13 protein-coding genes and 1 pseudogene are annotated in these 15,640 nt (G+C 67.6%); 7 read left to right on the top strand and 7 right to left on the bottom strand.

The features are described 5' to 3' along the window. Window positions 1-812 precede the first annotated feature (812 nt). From B378_RS17530 to B378_RS0110490, 4 genes and pseudogenes are all read right to left on the bottom strand, one after another. Window positions 813-1,304 (bottom strand): annotated as a pseudogene (locus B378_RS17530) (archaellin/type IV pilin N-terminal domain-containing protein); the annotation flags it as partial. 2 nt (window positions 1,305-1,306) lie between these two features. Beyond that, on the bottom strand, window positions 1,307-1,921 hold the full coding sequence (locus B378_RS0110500) for an archaellin/type IV pilin N-terminal domain-containing protein (protein WP_017343754.1): 615 nt from the start codon (window positions 1,919-1,921) through the stop codon (window positions 1,307-1,309). 356 nt (window positions 1,922-2,277) lie between these two features. Then, a complete protein-coding gene (locus B378_RS0110495) occupies window positions 2,278-2,868 on the bottom strand; it encodes an SHOCT domain-containing protein (protein ID WP_017343753.1) in 591 nt (196 codons plus the stop codon). A gap of 226 nt (window positions 2,869-3,094) precedes the next feature. Then, on the bottom strand, window positions 3,095-3,433 hold the full coding sequence (locus B378_RS0110490) for a hypothetical protein (RefSeq protein ID WP_017343752.1): 339 nt from the start codon (window positions 3,431-3,433) through the stop codon (window positions 3,095-3,097). A 185-nt stretch (window positions 3,434-3,618) separates the two neighbouring features. Between B378_RS0110490 and B378_RS0110485 the strand changes: the two genes are divergently transcribed. After that, a complete protein-coding gene (locus B378_RS0110485; RefSeq protein ID WP_017343751.1) occupies window positions 3,619-3,957 on the top strand; it encodes a helix-turn-helix domain-containing protein in 339 nt (112 codons plus the stop codon). Window positions 3,958-3,986: 29 nt separating this feature from the next. Here B378_RS0110485 and B378_RS0110480 read toward each other — a convergent pair whose 3' ends face one another. Beyond that, the gene (locus tag B378_RS0110480; RefSeq protein ID WP_017343750.1) at window positions 3,987-4,718 is read right to left on the bottom strand and encodes an ATPase domain-containing protein; all 732 of its coding nucleotides are present in this window, start codon (window positions 4,716-4,718) and stop codon (window positions 3,987-3,989) included. A gap of 188 nt (window positions 4,719-4,906) precedes the next feature. On the opposite strand from B378_RS0110480, the gene B378_RS0110475 reads away from it, so the two are divergent. From B378_RS0110475 to B378_RS0110465, 3 genes are all read left to right on the top strand, one after another. Then, entirely contained in the window at window positions 4,907-5,470 is a 564-nt protein-coding gene (locus tag B378_RS0110475; protein ID WP_017343749.1) for a HalX domain-containing protein, read from the top strand. A 272-nt stretch (window positions 5,471-5,742) separates the two neighbouring features. After that, window positions 5,743-6,999: an RNA-guided endonuclease TnpB family protein gene (locus tag B378_RS0110470; RefSeq protein ID WP_017343748.1), complete on the top strand. Its 1,257-nt coding sequence runs from the start codon at window positions 5,743-5,745 to the stop codon at window positions 6,997-6,999. A gap of 48 nt (window positions 7,000-7,047) precedes the next feature. After that, entirely contained in the window at window positions 7,048-8,565 is a 1,518-nt protein-coding gene (locus B378_RS0110465) for a molybdopterin-dependent oxidoreductase (protein WP_017343747.1), read from the top strand. Between the two features lie 25 nt (window positions 8,566-8,590). Here the strand turns inward: B378_RS0110465 and B378_RS0110460 are convergent, their stop codons facing one another. Beyond that, on the bottom strand, window positions 8,591-10,009 hold the full coding sequence (locus B378_RS0110460; protein WP_017343746.1) for a DHH family phosphoesterase: 1,419 nt from the start codon (window positions 10,007-10,009) through the stop codon (window positions 8,591-8,593). A 198-nt stretch (window positions 10,010-10,207) separates the two neighbouring features. Between B378_RS0110460 and B378_RS15895 the strand changes: the two genes are divergently transcribed. The 3 genes from B378_RS15895 (at window position 10,208) to B378_RS0110445 (ending at window position 15,085) form a co-directional block, all read left to right on the top strand. Further along, a complete protein-coding gene (locus B378_RS15895; protein WP_017343745.1) occupies window positions 10,208-11,539 on the top strand; it encodes an O-acetylhomoserine aminocarboxypropyltransferase/cysteine synthase family protein in 1,332 nt (443 codons plus the stop codon). Window positions 11,540-11,543: 4 nt separating this feature from the next. Continuing rightward, a complete protein-coding gene (gene metX / locus B378_RS0110450; protein WP_017343744.1) occupies window positions 11,544-12,842 on the top strand; it encodes a homoserine O-acetyltransferase in 1,299 nt (432 codons plus the stop codon). Between the two features lie 593 nt (window positions 12,843-13,435). After that, window positions 13,436-15,085 (top strand): long-chain fatty acid--CoA ligase, encoded by a 1,650-nt coding sequence (locus B378_RS0110445; RefSeq protein WP_017343743.1) that lies wholly within the window; start codon window positions 13,436-13,438, stop codon window positions 15,083-15,085. 42 nt (window positions 15,086-15,127) lie between these two features. Here B378_RS0110445 and B378_RS0110440 read toward each other — a convergent pair whose 3' ends face one another. Next, window positions 15,128-15,577 (bottom strand): DUF5807 family protein, encoded by a 450-nt coding sequence (locus B378_RS0110440; RefSeq protein WP_017343742.1) that lies wholly within the window; start codon window positions 15,575-15,577, stop codon window positions 15,128-15,130. Window positions 15,578-15,640 lie beyond the last annotated feature (63 nt).

The raw sequence follows: 15,640 nt of genomic DNA, 5'->3' as shown, positions 1-15,640 counted from the left end.
GTCCCCGCCGGGGAGCCGGTCTCCGCGGTGAGAGCGGTTGTGTGTCTGTGCGTCCGCGCTTAGAGGCGGACCGCTTCGCCCTGCTCGCTGAACAGGTCGGGGGCGGTCAGTTCGATCTGCGTCGTCGCGCCGGCGGGCGAGACGAGGTCAAGCGTCGCGTCGTCGCTCTCGCCAAACGCCTCCTCGTCAGCGAACGCACCGGACGACGGGTTCAGCAGGATCGTGTACTGATTCTGGTCGTCCAGAACGGGATCCGAACGGAAGGCTCCGTCGGAGCCGACGGCGAACTCACCGGGGTTGAGGTTCTTGACTTGAGAAAGCCCGAGTGCTGCATCAACAGTAGTACTCTCTGGTCCTGTCGATATGGTGGCACTGGCCGGGTCAGCGCTGTCAGCCAGTGCAACATTGATCGTGTCGGTGTCCCCTATATCTTCTCCGGTCAGGCTAACCGTCTCCTCAGTCACAGCCACGTCAGTACCAGAGCTAATCTCTTCTTGGAACAGAACATTATCGTTTTGATCGTAGACCAAGAAGTACCGGGGACTGGCAGTACTCGCCGCAGCGTAGGCGACTTCGATCTCAGTTGAGTCTGCGCGAATGGTATCTTGAATCGCAACTCCGTCAGTGTTGTCGGAGAGACCACTCGAATCGACACCGCTTAATTCGCCCACTACCACGTCAGTAGTGTCAGTATTGCTGTCAAGGCTTGCCGTAATTGTATCACCGGATTGGAGGTCGAATCCAGAGATGTCGACCTCATTGACTGCCTGCTGTTCAAGGTTCGCAGCATCAACGGTCACGTCCTCGCCGGTTCCGGATGTACTGATAGTTAATTGGCCGACAGTGTCCACGTTGTCGATGTTGGTAATGTACACCTGGACAGTCTCGATATCATCCGGGATTGTCTGCTGAAGCCGCGGCTGGTTGGTTCCGGCGGAGCGATCAAAACTATATGCCCGATCGGTGAACACAAGATTCTCTTGGCCACCAGGCCCGACTGCCTGGATTGTCGTATCAGTCAGGTCGATGTCGTCCGCACCGGGCGCGCCGGTGGTCGTCACGCGAATCTCGCTCAGCGTCGAGGTGTCGCCGCTGACGATGCCGACGGAACTCGTCACTTCGATCCGCTCGGACACGAGGTCCGTACTCTCTTCACCGGTCGATTCCGCCTGCGACTGGAGGAATCCAGCCGTATTGATCAGGACGCCCGCAGCGATGGCGGCGACCAGCACCATCGCGATGAACACGATGAGCGTGCCGATACCGACCTGACCGCGGTCGTCGTTAGTAATGAACTCGAACATTGTTACAGCCTCACCGAATCGCCGTCATCGCCGACCAGCGTGGTCGGGACGCGGATCTCGGTCGTCGTCGATGCGCCGGAAGCAGTCGTGAACGTCACCGTAAGGGAGTCGCCCTCGGTGAGCGCGTAGCCGTTAGCGTCCTCGAACGTATCAGTCGCCTCGAGGTTGACGACAACCTCGGCGCGGTCACTGTTGTCCGTCAGGACGGGGCTATCCCCAGATTTGGTGAAGATGTCGTTGGTCGCCGGCGGGTCCTCGTCGAGCTGGAACGTCTCCTGCCCGGAGGTACCGACCAGTTCGACCGTTACCTCGTCGAGGTCGATATTGTCGGCGCCGGGCGCCGACGCGACGACGAACTCGAGCGAGCCGATGCCGCGCTCGCTGGTGCCGGCGACGTTGTCGGCGATGTCACCGGACTGGCTCACGACCTGGAGCCGTTCGCTCACCTGCGATGTACTCTCTTCGCCCGTTGCTTCCGCCTGCGTCTGGAGGAACCCGGCCGTGTTGATCAGAACGCCGGCGGCGATCGCCGCCACCAGCACCATCGCGATGAACACGATGAGGGTCCCGATCCCCACTTGACCGCGTTGTTCCTCGTCCGTGATTGTCTCGAACATTGGTTGTTTGCGTCGGCCCCCGGCCTGCCCGGCGGGCGTTATCGATAGCGATGGGGAATTCCTACTTAAGATCACGTTCCCGGTTATCCAGACTGATAAACAACTGCCGTCCTGCGGTTTTCAGGTTTCTTTTTCGATTATAGTTACAGAATATATCAACAACTCCGGCGTAGCGGTATCAGTTTTGGATCTGTGGCAGAAGGAGGCGTGAGTTCCTGACGCGTCGGCGCGGGGGTGTTCGGCGACGAAGGTAGCGACCGGAGGGTCGAGACCGATCGAAACGTCGGGGATCGGCGATACCGACGCGTCGCAGGTCGACTTCGAAGCGGAGACTTTCGGAGGCCGAAAGGACGGTTTCAGCGCTCGCGTTCGCGCGCCACCGAGTCGGTCGACTCGGATCGAGACCGCGATTCGGACCGGTCTCGCTCGCGGTCGGCCGCCAGCAGTCGGTCGAGGCGGCGCTCGAACGCCGCGTCGGAGATCTCGCCCTCGACGTAGCGGTGTTTGAGACGCTCGATCGGGGTCCGCGGCGCCTCGCGATCGGCGTCCGCGTTCGACGCGTCGCGCTCCGCCGCGATCCGGTCCGCGAGGTACCCGCCGAGCGCGCCGCTGCCGACGACGTACGCCGCGCCGAACAGCGTGAGCGCGAGCACGCCGACCGTCGCCGCCGGCGACACCGCGGCGGCGACCCAGACTGCGAAGAACGTCAGCGGCAGCGACAGCAGCGCGACCAGCGCGCCCGTCGCGGCGCCGATCCGCGGGCCGCGGGGCGCCTCGGCCTCGTCGGTCCAGCTCGCCACGCCCGCGCCGACCGCGGGCGCGACCAGGCCGACGACCGGCAGGACGCTCACGAGTACCGTCACCCCGGCGCCGACACCGGCCCGCGCGGCGATGTCCGAGAGCCGAGCGACCGCCGAGGGGTCGCCTCTGGCGTCGGCAGTCGTCATCGTCGGCGCTCCGAACGCGGGGACGCTTCGGCGAGTCGCCGCCGCGGAGCCGTCGGCGCGCTCCCGGTCGCGTCTTCGTCTCGACAGCGATCTGTCATCGAGATCGCTACGGACCGGGAAAGCAAAAGACCGTCGGAGAGGGAGGTACGCCCCTGTTTACTGGTGTTCGTCCGAGATCGGCTCGGCGACGAATCGGGACGGACGATAGGTCGGGGTCGCCCCTTTTTCACCGATCGCGCAGGCGCGACAGCTCCGATTCGGGGATCACGAACTCCTGCGTCCCCGGCTCGTAGACGGCGAGGCTCCCGGCGACGAGCGCCATCGACGCCGCGAGCAGTCCGGTGTTAACCAAGAGCAGCGCCTCCGCGTTGCCGAACCCCGTCCGGAAGGCGGCCGCGGGCGTCGCCACGGCCGCGACGACGACGAGTCCGAAACCGACCGCGAGGTACGCCATCGCCGTGCGGCCGGACGACCGATACGCCGCGACGGCGAACGCGACGAGCGTCGCGCTCGCGCCGGCCAGCACGGTGGTCGTCATCAGGTACAACCCCTCGATAAGCTCCATACCCGTCCTGCTCGAACACGGATAATAAACCCACGGTGGCGGGTATCAGCGGCGATAACACGGTTTGGAGGTTCAGACCGGCGAAGCGGTCGCGGTCCCGTCCCGCACGCCGAATCAGGACGTTCGTCGAACGGAACAATCACCGGTACCATTATAAACCCGAAAAATCAATCTCGATAACGTGAATGGTGGGGGACGATCTGATCACCGTACTCGGTAACAAATACAACACGGACATCCTGACGGCGACGGGCGAGGCGAAGTCGGCGCAGGACCTCAGCGACCAGCTGGACGTCCCGATCGCGACGTGTTACCGACGGATCAACGAGTTGGAGGAGGCGGACCTCCTCGAGCTACACGACCGGCCGCTCTCGGACGAACACCGGCGCGTGAAGGTGTACCGCCGGAAGGTCGACGGGGTGGAGGTCGACTTCCGCGACGGGCTCACCGTCGAGGTCGAGGAGCGGTCGGCGGTGAAGAACCGCCTCGACGACGTCTGGCGCGACCTCTCCTCGCGGGAGTGAGGAGGCGGCCGGCCGGCGCCCTCTCAGCGTTAGAACGACGGTTGATCGTCCGAGCCGCCCATCATCGAGAAGCCGCCCGCGCGCTCGTGGACGGTGATCCCGCCCTGCCCGATCTCCATCGGGAAGATGTCGGTGTCGATGTCCTGTTTCCGCATCTTCGCCACCCAGACGTACCGGTTGACGCCGGAGTCGGTCGGCGTCTGGATGAAGTAGATGTTCCCGTCCGTGAGGAAGTTCTCCAAGCCGACCTCGGTGTCGGGGAAGACGGCGCCCTGCTCGTTGATGAGCAGGGAGGTGAGCCCGTTGGCCTTGAGGATGTCCGAGAACTTCAGCAGATACGTGCGCTTCTCCTGTTCGGCGTCGAAGAACAGCTGGAACATCGACAGCGAGTCGAGGACGAGCCGGTCGAACTCGCCGTCCTCGACGGTGTCGAGCAGGCGGTCGACCGCGGTCGAGAAGTCGGTCTCACGCAGCATCTCGCGTTTGTCGAGGATGACGATGTCGCCGTCGTCGACCATCTCGTCGAACCCCTCGAAGCCGACGGACTCGGCCGCGCCGCGGATGTCGGCCTCGTCCTCCTCGAAGGAGACGTAGACGCCGCGCTCGTCGTGTTCGGAGACGCCGTGATGGAGGTACTGGATGCCGAAGATGCTCTTGCCGGTGCCCGGGTTCCCCGAGACGAGGACCGTCGACCGCTCGGTGATGCCGCCGGTGAGAATGGAGTCGAGCCCCTCGACCCCGGTGGAGACGAGTTCTGACATTCGTCTCCCCTTTGGCGGCCGGAGTATATAAAAGACGGTTCAGTGCGCCGGGAGTGACGCCCCGGCCCGGAAGAAGCAACGCTCGGTGACATCGGGCGAACGGACGGCGACAGTTTTATCTCTCGACACGCCGCCCGTTCGTGTATGCCCGGTGAAGCGTGTCCGGTCGCTCCCGGCGGTGATCGGCGGTGAGCGACCCGTCGATACTCGTCGTGGAGGACGAGCCAGACATCGCGGCGCTGTACGCCGGCTTCTTAGAGGAGCGGTACGACGTCGACGTCGCCGAGACCGCGGCCGACGCGATCGACCGGGTCGACGCCGCCGTCGACGTGGTGCTCCTCGACCGCCGACTCCCCGACGGGAGCGGTGACGACGTCTTAGACCACATCCGCGGGGAGGGGTACGACTGCCGCGTGGCGATGGTCACCGCGGTCGAGCCCGACTTCGACATCATCGACATGGGGTTCGACCTCTACCTCACTAAGCCGGTGAGCCGCACGAAGCTGCTCGCGGCCATCGACACCCTCCTGACCCGCAGCGAGTACGACGACCTCGTCCAAGAGGCCGCCGCGCTCGCCAGCAAGCGCGCCGTGTTGAGCTCGCAGAAGCCGGCCGCACAGCGCGAGGGTAACGACGCGTACGCCGACCTCGTCGACCGGTTAGAGGAGCTCGACGCCGACATCGACGACCTCGGTGAGTCGCTGTCGACCGACGACTACCGCGCGATGTTCCGCGACCTCGGCGAGGCCTGACGCGACGCCGTCCGTCTCGACGTCGCTCGCCTCAACGCGGTTTCTCGCGGCGCTCGTTCCGATCGCTTTTCTCGCCGTCGCGGCTGTGCGTACTCCGGCGACGCCGACGGTACTGTAACGGGTTTCGGCCGAGGCCGCAGTTCAACTGAAGCGGTAGCGCGGAGTCCCCTTCCTCAAGGAGCGACCGGAGGGAGCGAGTAGGGAGGGCAGGAGCGCGTTCGTTTCTGTAATAAACACCAGATTATAAATAGCCGCTCACACACATTGAAACTGTGGCAGACGACTACGTGCGTCGGACGGCAATCACTCGTCTCTCGGTAGACGATGAGCAACGCGAGTTGCTTGAGGAAACCATCTCCGAGTGGAAGCGTGGGTGCCAACTCGCCACGGACATGGCGTGGGGAAAGTGTAACGCCAAGAGCGACGTACAACCCCTCGCTTACGACGACGTGCGCGAGGAAACCGACCTCGGGAGTCAGCACGCGATTCTCGCCACCCACCAAGCCGCCCAAGCCATCACCGGCTGTCTCGAACGCCGCTCGAACGGTAAACAGGTCAGCAAGCCCACGTTCACCGCACCCACGATAACGTACGACACTCGAACGATGACGCTGTTCGATGACGATACAGTGTCGCTCTCCACGACGGACAGTCGCGTCCGATGTGAACTTGCGCTCCCTGAAGCCGAGGATGGCTACCAACGGCAGTACCTCGACGCCGATGAGTGGAGCGTCACAGAAAGCACACTCACCGCTCGTGATGGCGACTACTTTCTACACATCGGCTTCCGCCGACCCAAGACCGACACCGAGCGAGACACCGCCGAGGACGGAACGGTTCTCGGGGTCGATCTCGGTATTGAAAACCTCGCCGTCACCAGCACAGCACGATTCATCAACGGGCGAGAACTCTCACACAACCTCCGCGAGTTCGAGAAAGTCCGTGCGGGACTCCAACAGACAGGCACGCGAAGCGCCCACAGAACGCTCGAACAATCAAGTGGACGCGAACGACGATACGTTCGTGACGTGGTTCACCAAGCGTCGAACGCGATTGTGGATGAGGCACTTCGATACGAGTGCGACGTGATCGCGTTCGAGGACTTGACTGACATCCGCGACCGAACGGGTGCGTCGTGGGGGCACAAGTGGGCGTTCCGAACGCTGTACGAGCAAGTGGGGTACAAAGCCGAAGCAGTCGGCATCTCTGTGAAGCAAGTGGGGTCGGCATACACATCGCAACGGTGCGCCGAGTGTGGATTCACGGCAGACGAGAATCGCGCGACTCGCACGGAGTTCCGGTGCGTGAAGTGTGAGTCGGGAGCGAACGCGGATTACAACGCGGCGAAGAACATCGGGATGCGGTATGTCCGTCGAGGCCAACAGTCGTCTCGGCGGACGGGCGACAGTCAACTCGCCCTCAAGTCTGGAACAGTGACGCCAAGTGGCGGATTCACCGCCCACCCGGACGGGTTCGAGGCTGAGCTCACGGACAAGCCCCTCCCTCAACGAGCGAACCCATCAGGGTGAGCGAAGTAGGGTGGGGTTGTTGACGTGACTGTGGCCCTAACGCTAATCGTGATCAACGTTACCGAGCGCCGGGAAACGCTCCTCGCCGCGGCTGCCGGCGCGGCCGCGATCGCCGGGTCGTACCTCGTCGCGGGGTGGACGCCGTCGTTCGTCGTCAGGCCGGTCGACCAGACCGTCGTCAACCTGACTCCCGGACCGATCGTGACGGCGACGATCGAAACGCTCGGCGAGGCGGGCCACCTGCTCCACATCGCGCTGGCGCTCGCGGTCGCCGTCGGGCTGTTCGGGGCGGTCGCGTTCGCGGGCCTTCGGCTCGCCGCGCACACGGACCGGCGAGCAGTCGGCGCCGCGGTCGCGGGAGGGGGATCCTGGCTGCTCGCCGCCGGCCTAACGGGCGTCTCGACGGGTGCGCTGGGCGCGGCGCTCCCCGCGGCGGCCGTCGTCGGGATCGGGTGGCTACCGTCGTCCGCGACCCCGTCCGGAGGCGACACCGACGCAGTGAGGGACGCACCGGCCGTCGTCAACGCGGTACGCCGCCGGACCCTCGGGGTCGTCGCGGGGGCGCTCGGGTTCGTCGCCGCGACCGCGGTGGGCCGGCGGGCGCTCGCGTCGGAGGACGAGCCCCTTCCCGACGCCCCGCGGTCGGAGGGCGCGGCCGCGCGGCTCCGGGAACTCGACTCGGCGTCGCTGGCGGTCGAAAGCGACGGCCTCCAGGGGATGGTGACGCCGATCGGCGAGTTCTACAACGTCGACATCGCGGAGTTCGACCCGGAGGTCACCGCCGACGAGTGGTCGCTGACGTTCACCGGCGAGACCGGCTCCGAGCGGACGATCGAGTTCGACGAGCTGATCGACCGGCCTGTCGAGAACCGCGCGGTAACGCTGCGGTGCGTCGGTGAGGACCAGAACGGCCGCCGAATCGGCAACGCCGTCTGGACGGGGACGCCGATCCGGCCGCTGCTCGAATCCGTGGACCCGCAGGGCGACTGTAACTGCGCCATGCTGCGCGGCGAGGACGGCTACTACGTTCAGTTCCCGGTCGACGTGCTCGCCGAGGGGTTCCTCGTGTGGGGGATGAACGGGAAGGAGCTCCCGACGAGCCACGGCCATCCGGTCCGGGTGTTGATCCCGGGCCACTGGGGCGAGACGAACGTGAAGTGGCTCTCGGAAATCGAACTGCTGAACGTCGAAGACGACGGCTACTGGGAGGAGCGCGGCTGGGAGGGGACCGGCGAGGTGACCACCGTGGCCAAGCTCTGGGACGAGGGTGTCACGGAGCTCGGCGACGGCCGGATCGAGCTCGCCGGCCACGCCTACGCCGGGACGCCCGGCATCGAGCGCGTCGAGGTGTCGACCGACGGCGGCGACACGTGGACCGACGCCGAGCTCTCCGAGGCGCTCCCGGACGCGGACGTCTGGCGACAGTGGCGCCACGTCTTCGAGCCCGACGGCCAACACGAGGTCGTCGTCCGCGCGGTCGACGGCGAGGGGACGCGCCAGACCAGCGAGGCGTCCGGCCCGGTTCCGAGCGGCGCGTCGGGCTGGGTCCGCCGGACGGTCGGGTGACGACCGCGCGGCGTCGGCCTCCCCGTCAAGAGAGCTGCTCGCCGACGATCCGGTCGGCCTCGGCGAGGAACGCGTCGCGCTCGTCGATAGGAATGGTCGCGCCCGCGGCCACGTCGTGGCCGCCGCCGTCGCCGCCGACCGCCTGGCTCGCCTCGCGCATCACCGCGGAGAGGTCGAGCCCCCGCCGGACGAGCGCGTGCGACCCGCGCGAGGACACCTTCAGCTCCTCGGCGCTCTCCTCGGCGAAGGCGATCACCGGCTTCGATCGGTCGACTGCCGGGGAGCCGACCGCCATCCCGGCGACGATGCCGACGATCGTCTCGCGGATGCGGGAGCCGGCGTCGAACCACTGGAGGTTGTCCTCGTGGGTGACGCCCTCGTTTTTGACCCACTGGAGCCCCTCGGAGAGGTTCCGCCGGTGGGTGCGGAGCAGCCGGCGGGCCTCCGCGAGCGCGTCGCCGCGGTCGCCGAGACACACCGCGAGGCCGACGTCGCCGCGCTCGTAGCGGGCGGTCGCGTTGAGCAGCGTGGAGAACTCGCTGACGTCGCGCAGCTCGGTGCCGGGCTCCTCATCGACCAGCGTGTAGGAGGTGCCGACGAGCGCCTCGATCCGCTCGGACGGGACCCCGGAGGCGACCGCGCGGCGCATCAGCGCCGACGCGAGGGTCCGCCGCTCGTCGCCGTCGAGGTCGACCCAGCGCCGCCACTCTCCGTCGCGTTTCACGTCGACGTCGAGGTCGGTGAGGAAGGAGATCGCCCCCGCCTCGTCGTTCGATATCCCCGGGATCTTCACGTCGGAGGCGTACTCCAACAGCTTCGGGAGCGGGCGGGTCTGTCTGCCGTACAGGTCGAGATCGGTCCGGGCCTCGAGGACGCCCGCGTCGACGCCGTCGGCGACGATCGACTCGTTGGCGCCGACGAGCCCGCCGTCGGAGTTCTGCATGTCGCCGACCGCGCCGACGACCGCGAGCCCGGCGAGGTCGCGGTTGTCGCCGTCGGGCCCCTCTAAGGCGCGGGCGAGGAGGTAGCTTGCGCCGGCGCCGGAGAGCTCGCTCGCCCCGTCGATCCCCTCCAGCAGGGGGTTGAGGTGGTACCGTGTGTCGCGGTCGGCGGGCTGGTGGTGGTCGGCAATGACGGGGACGAAGTCGCCGCGCTCCTCGTGGTCGGCGATGACGTCGAGCTGGCCGGAGCCGAAGTCGGTGAAGAGGACGACGTCGAACTCGCGGGCCGCGATCCCGGCGATCGAGTCGGCGTCCAGCTGCTTCTCGAAGACGACCTCGTGGTCGATCCCGGCCCGCGCGAGCGCGGTGGACGCGATCGCGGCGCTCGTGATCCCGTCGGCGTCGATGTGCGACGCGAGCAGCACCCGGCCGGCCTCGCGCAGCCGGTCGGCGCAGTCGGTCGCGCGGTCGTCGAGGTCGGGAACTGGGGCGGCGACTGCCATTACCACCGGTTGGCGCCCGATCGGGCATAAACGCACGCTTCGGAGCGGCGGACGTGAACCGGCGTGGCACCGTCAACGCCGCGACGGTGTCGACGCCGCGACGCCGTCGGCTCCGGTTTGGTCGCGTCGCTCCGCCGAAGGGGCATCAATTGCCGTAACTGACGGTTATAGAAGTACGTAGCCGTATGAGCAACAAACATGACACGTGGGTTCAACACCCGGAGTCTCCACGCCGGCGCCGAGCCCGACTCGGCCACCGGCGCCCGCGCCACGCCGATCCACCAGACCACGTCGTACGTCTTCGACGACGCGGACACGGCGGCGGAGCTGTACGCGCTCCGGGCGGAGGGCCACGTCTACTCTCGGCTGTCGAACCCGACGGTGAGCGTCTTGGAAGACCGGATCGCGGATCTGGCCGGCGGGTCGGACGCGGTCGCGACCGGCTCGGGGATGGCCGCGTTCGACGCGATCACGACCGTTCTCGCGAGCGCGGGCGACAACGTCGTCGCCAGCTCCGAGATGTACGGCGGGACCGCCGCGTACCTCACGAGCATCGCGAACCGGCGCGGGATCGAGTCGCGGCTCGTCGACACGCTCGACTACGAGGCGTACGCAGACGCGATCGACGACGACACCGCGTTCGTCCACGTCGAGACGATCGCGAACCCCTCGCTCGTCACGCCCGACTTCGAGCGGCTGGCCGAGATCGCCCACGAACACGCGGTCCCCCTCGTCGTCGACAACACCTTCGCGACGCCGTACTGCTGTCGCCCGTTCGAACACGGCGCCGACATCGTCTGGGAGTCGACGACGAAGTGGATCACGGGCAACGGCACCACCGTCGGCGGGGTCGTCGTCGACGGCGGGCAGTTCCCGTGGGATCACCCCGACGCCGACTACGACGAGCTCGACGGCGAGTCGCCCGCCTATCCGATCGACTTCGTCGAGCAGTTCGGCGACGCCGCCTTCGCCAACGTCGTCCGCCAGCGCGGCGTGCGGCCGACCGGCGGCCAGCAGTCCCCCTTCGACGCGTGGCAGACGATCCAGGGGCTCAACACGCTCCCGCTGCGGATGGAGCGCCACTGCGAGAACGCGCGGGAGGTCGCCGAGTTCCTCCGCGGTGACGACCGCGTCGACTGGGTGAGCTACCCCGGCTTCGAGGACCACCGGAGCCACGACAACGCCGCCGAGTACCTCGACGGCTTCGGCGGGATGGTCACCTTCGGCGTCGACGGCGGGTACGAGGCCGCGAAGGGCTTCTGCGAGTCGGTCGACCTGACGAGCTTCCTCGCGAACATCGGCGACGCGAAGACGCTCGTCATCCACCCGGCCTCCACGACGCACGCGCAGATGGACGAGACCCAGCAGCGCCTGGCGGGCGTCTACCCGGAGATGCTCCGGCTCTCGGTGGGCATCGAGGACGTCGACGACGTGATCGCCGACCTCGACGCGGGGCTGGCCGCGGGCGAGCGCGCCGCGGCGGGGCGAACCGGAGACGACGGAGCCGCGGCCGGCGAGGAGGGGGAGTGACCCGATGAGCGCCGTCCCGACCGACCACGGGGTCGCCGAGCTCGGCGAGTTCACCTTCGAGTGCGGGCAGTCGGTCCCCGACTTCGAGGTCGCCTACGAGACCCACGGCGAGTTCGACGGCGACAACGTCGTGTTGGTCTGCCACGCGCTCACCGGGAGCCAGAACGTCGCGCGCTCGCCCGAACCGGAGCGCGACGCCGAGACGACCGGGGCCGGACAGGCCGGGCAGGCCCGCGCGTGGTGGGACGACGTCGTCGGTCCGGGGAAAGCGATAGACACGACCGAGTACTACGTCGTCTGCGCGAACGTCCCCGGCTCCTGTTACGGGACGACGGGCCCGGCCAGCGAGCGGCCAGCTGACCTCGACCTGCGCGAGGAGCCCGACCACGACCGCTGGGGGACCGCGTTCCCGCCGGTCCAAGTCGAGGACTGGGCGCGGGCGCAGCGCCGCCTCCTCGACCACCTCGGCGTGGGGCGGCTGCGGGCGGTCGTCGGCGGGAGCGTCGGCGGGATGAACGCCTTGGAGTGGGCGAAGCGGTACCCGGACGACGTCGACCGCGTGGTCGCCATCGCGACCGCGGGGCGGCTCGACGCGCAGTGTCTCGCGCTTGACGCGGTCGCGCGCCGGGCGATTCGCGCGGACGAAAATTGGAACAGGGGGAACTACTACGGCGACGACCGCCCGGACCCGACCGAGGGGCTCGCCATCGCCCGCCAGATCGGCCACATCATGTACCTCTCGAAGGCGTCGATGGAGCGGAAGTTCGGGCGCCGGTCGGCCGGCCGCGACTCGCTCACGCGAGAGGACGGTGACCTCGGGCTGCCGCCGGAACCGACGGCCGGATTCTTCCCGTACCGCGAGGTGGAGTCGTACCTCGACTATCAGGCGGAGGGGTTCGGCGACCGCTTCGACGCGAACAGCTACCTCTACCTGACGCGCGCCATGGACGAGTACGACCTCGCCGCGGGCCACGGGACGGACGCCGACGCGCTCGCCGCCTTCGAGGGCGAGACCCTCCTGATGAGCTTCACCGCCGACTGGCACTTCACCGTCGAGCAGTCGGCCTCGCTCGCCGACGCCTTCCGCGAGTCCGGGGTCCCGGTCGCGCACCACGTAATCGACTCCGACCACGGCCACGACGCGTTCCTCGTCGAACCGGAGCACGTCGGGCCGCCGGTCCGCGACTTCCTCGCCGACGGCGTCGACGGCCGCGCGGTCTCCGACGAGGGCGGCGACGACGGCGACGACCCGCGCCCGAGTTCCGACCACGCGCCCGTCCACGCGAGCCTGTTTCGGGGGTAATCACCCTTTTAAATAGAATATGTGCGGTGGCGCGTGCCGACGAGCGCCCGGAGGGCGCGAGTCGCACGCGCGAGGGAGTCGCGAGCGCTTTTAAGCGCGAGCGACGAGGCTGGGGAGGCGTGAGGAGTTGTGCGGAGCGGTGCGGGGCGGGACTCGAAGGGGCAGCCGGGAGGCGGGCGCAGGCGACGCGAGCACCGCAGGGAGCGAACGGAGTGAGCGACCGAGGAGCGCGGCGAGCGTGCGCCCGCCTCCCGGCTGGGGCTTCGGTGGCGTTCGTGTCGGTCGCCGGTTTATAAATCCCACAATTGTGCGGCCGAGCGGCTGGGGCTTCGGCGGTGTGCGTGTCGATCGGTTATTTATAAGATCTACCGTCGTACGGCCGAACGACTGAGACTTCGGCGGTGCTCGATATCGACCTCCCAGGAGCTGTTTATAAGCAAACGGCTAAGGTGCGGGCGACTCTCACCGACGACCGACCGCTGACCGTTTTTAAATAACCTGTCGAGGCGAGACGGGCGCTCTCCGAGTATCCACGAAGATTCACGATCAATCATGATAACGTTCATAGTTCCCGACCACGTGGAGTCTAAGGTATGCCAGGCGGACACGCGCAGACCCTGCGACCGTTCATGTGGCGCGCCGAACGACTATACCCGGACACCGAGATCGTCTCGCGCACCCACGAGGGGCGCACCCGGCACACCTACAGCGAGTACGCCGACCGGACCGCACAGCTCGCGAACGCCTTAGACGACTACGGGATCGAGCGCGGCGACCGCGTCGCGACGTTCTGCTGGAACCACACGCGGCACTTCGAGACGTACTTCGGCGTCCCGAACACGGGCGCGCAGCTCCACACGATCAACCCGCTGCTGCCCGACGAGCACATCCAGTACATCGTCGACGACGCCGACGACGAGATCATCTTCGTCGACCCGTCGCTGGCGGAGAAGATCGCGGGCGCGGCGGAGGGCGCCGAGGAGTTCGACGGCGTCGACTTCGTCGCGATGGGCTCGGAGGGGATCGACGCGCTCGACGCGCCCGCCTACGAGGAGTTCATCGGCGACTACTCGACCGAGTACGACTGGCCCGACCTCGACAGCGACCAGCCGGCCGGCCTCTGTTACACCTCCGGCACGACGGGGAGGCCGAAGGGCGTCGAGTACACCCAGTCGATGCTGTGGAGCCACACGATGGCCTCCCAGACGCCGCAGGGGATCCCGATGGAGGACTCGGACGTCGTCATGCCCGTCGTCCCCATGTTCCACGTGAACGCGTGGGGGATGCCGTTCACCGCGGCCGCCGCGGGCGCGAAGCACGTCTACCCCGGCCCCTCGCCGGACCCCGCAGACCTCGCGGCGCTGATCGAGGAGGAGGGCGTGACCATCTCCGCGGGCGTGCCGACGGTGTGGCTCGGCCTGCGCGAGTACATCGAGGGCGGCAACGACGTGGACCTCTCGACGCTCGACACCGTGATCATTGGCGGCGCGGCCGCGCCGAAGGCGCTGATCGAGTGGTACGACGAGCGCGACGTCGAGGTGCTCCACGCGTGGGGGATGACGGAGCTGTCGCCGATCGGCACCGTCTCGCACCTCAAGAGCGACCTGCGCGACGCCGACTACGACACGCAGGTGAACAAGCGCGCGAAGCAGGGGCTCGTCGTCCCCGGCCTCGAGTTCGAGGTCATCGACGAGGACGGCGAGGAGGTGCCGTGGAACGGCGAGGACTTCGGCGAGCTCCGGATCCGCGGCCCGTGGGTGACGAAGGAGTACTTCGCCCGCCCGGAGGCGAGCGAGGAGGAGTTCGTCGACGGCTGGCTGAAGACCGGCGACGTGGTCACCGTCGACGAGGACGGCTACATGCAGCTCGTCGACCGCACGAAGGACGTGATCAAGTCGGGCGGCGAGTGGATCTCCAGCGTCGAGTTGGAGAACGCGATCATGGCCTACGACGGCGTCAGCGAGGCGGCCGTCGTCGGCGTGCCCCACGAGCGCTGGCAGGAGCGCCCCGTGGCGTTCGTCGTCGTGGCCGACGGCGTCGACCGCGAGGAGATCGTCGAGCGGATCGAGACCGGCCTCCGCGAGGAGTACCCCAAGTGGTGGGTGCCGGACGCGGTGGAGTTCATCGACGAGGTACCGAAGACCGCCACCGGGAAGTTCTCGAAGAAGGACCTCCGCGAGCAGTACGGCGACCAGTCGCTCGTCGACGGCGCCGTGCCGGAAGACGACGCTCCTGAGGAGTAAGGTCGCCCGCGGCCGAGGAGTAAGGTCGCCCGCGGCCGCGATCTACTCGCCGTCGCGGTCGCCGATCACCCACTTGTGCGAGTAGCTCTCGCCGCAGGTGCAGTGGGCGTACGCGTGGACCACGTCGCCCTCGGCGTAGAGGCCGCCGACCTCCTCGTTTTGCGCCTCCGCGAACGCGAAGATGAACTGGATCTCATGGGGGTCGTCGTCCGCGTCGTCGTCGCTCGCGAACGGGCACGCCCCGCCGTCGAGCGAGCGCGCGACCTCGCCCTCGGCGTCCATCGCCGTCTTCGCGAACTCCATCGCGCCCATCCCCGTGCCGGCCTGGAACGCGGAGCGCCCGGTCTCGCCGTCGAGGATCAGGCGCACGCCGCCGGCCGTCTCCTCGCCGACCTGACGCAGCCGGGAGTCGTCGTCGAGGTACGCGTCGCTCAGGTAGAAGACCACGTCGTCGAGCCGCTCGCCCGCGAGGAACTCGTCGAGGTTGCTCATGCCGGCCGGAGGCGCGTGAGCGGTAAAAGGCGTGCGAGTCGGCCCGAGCGGGGACGGCGCGTC

Source organism: Halorubrum sp. T3, from assembly GCF_000296615.1.
In the GTDB taxonomy this organism is placed as follows: Archaea; Halobacteriota; Halobacteria; order Halobacteriales; family Haloferacaceae; genus Halorubrum; species Halorubrum ruber.
The sequence above is the reverse complement of the archived record's forward strand: the minus strand, read 5'-3'. Positions and strand labels throughout refer to the sequence as shown.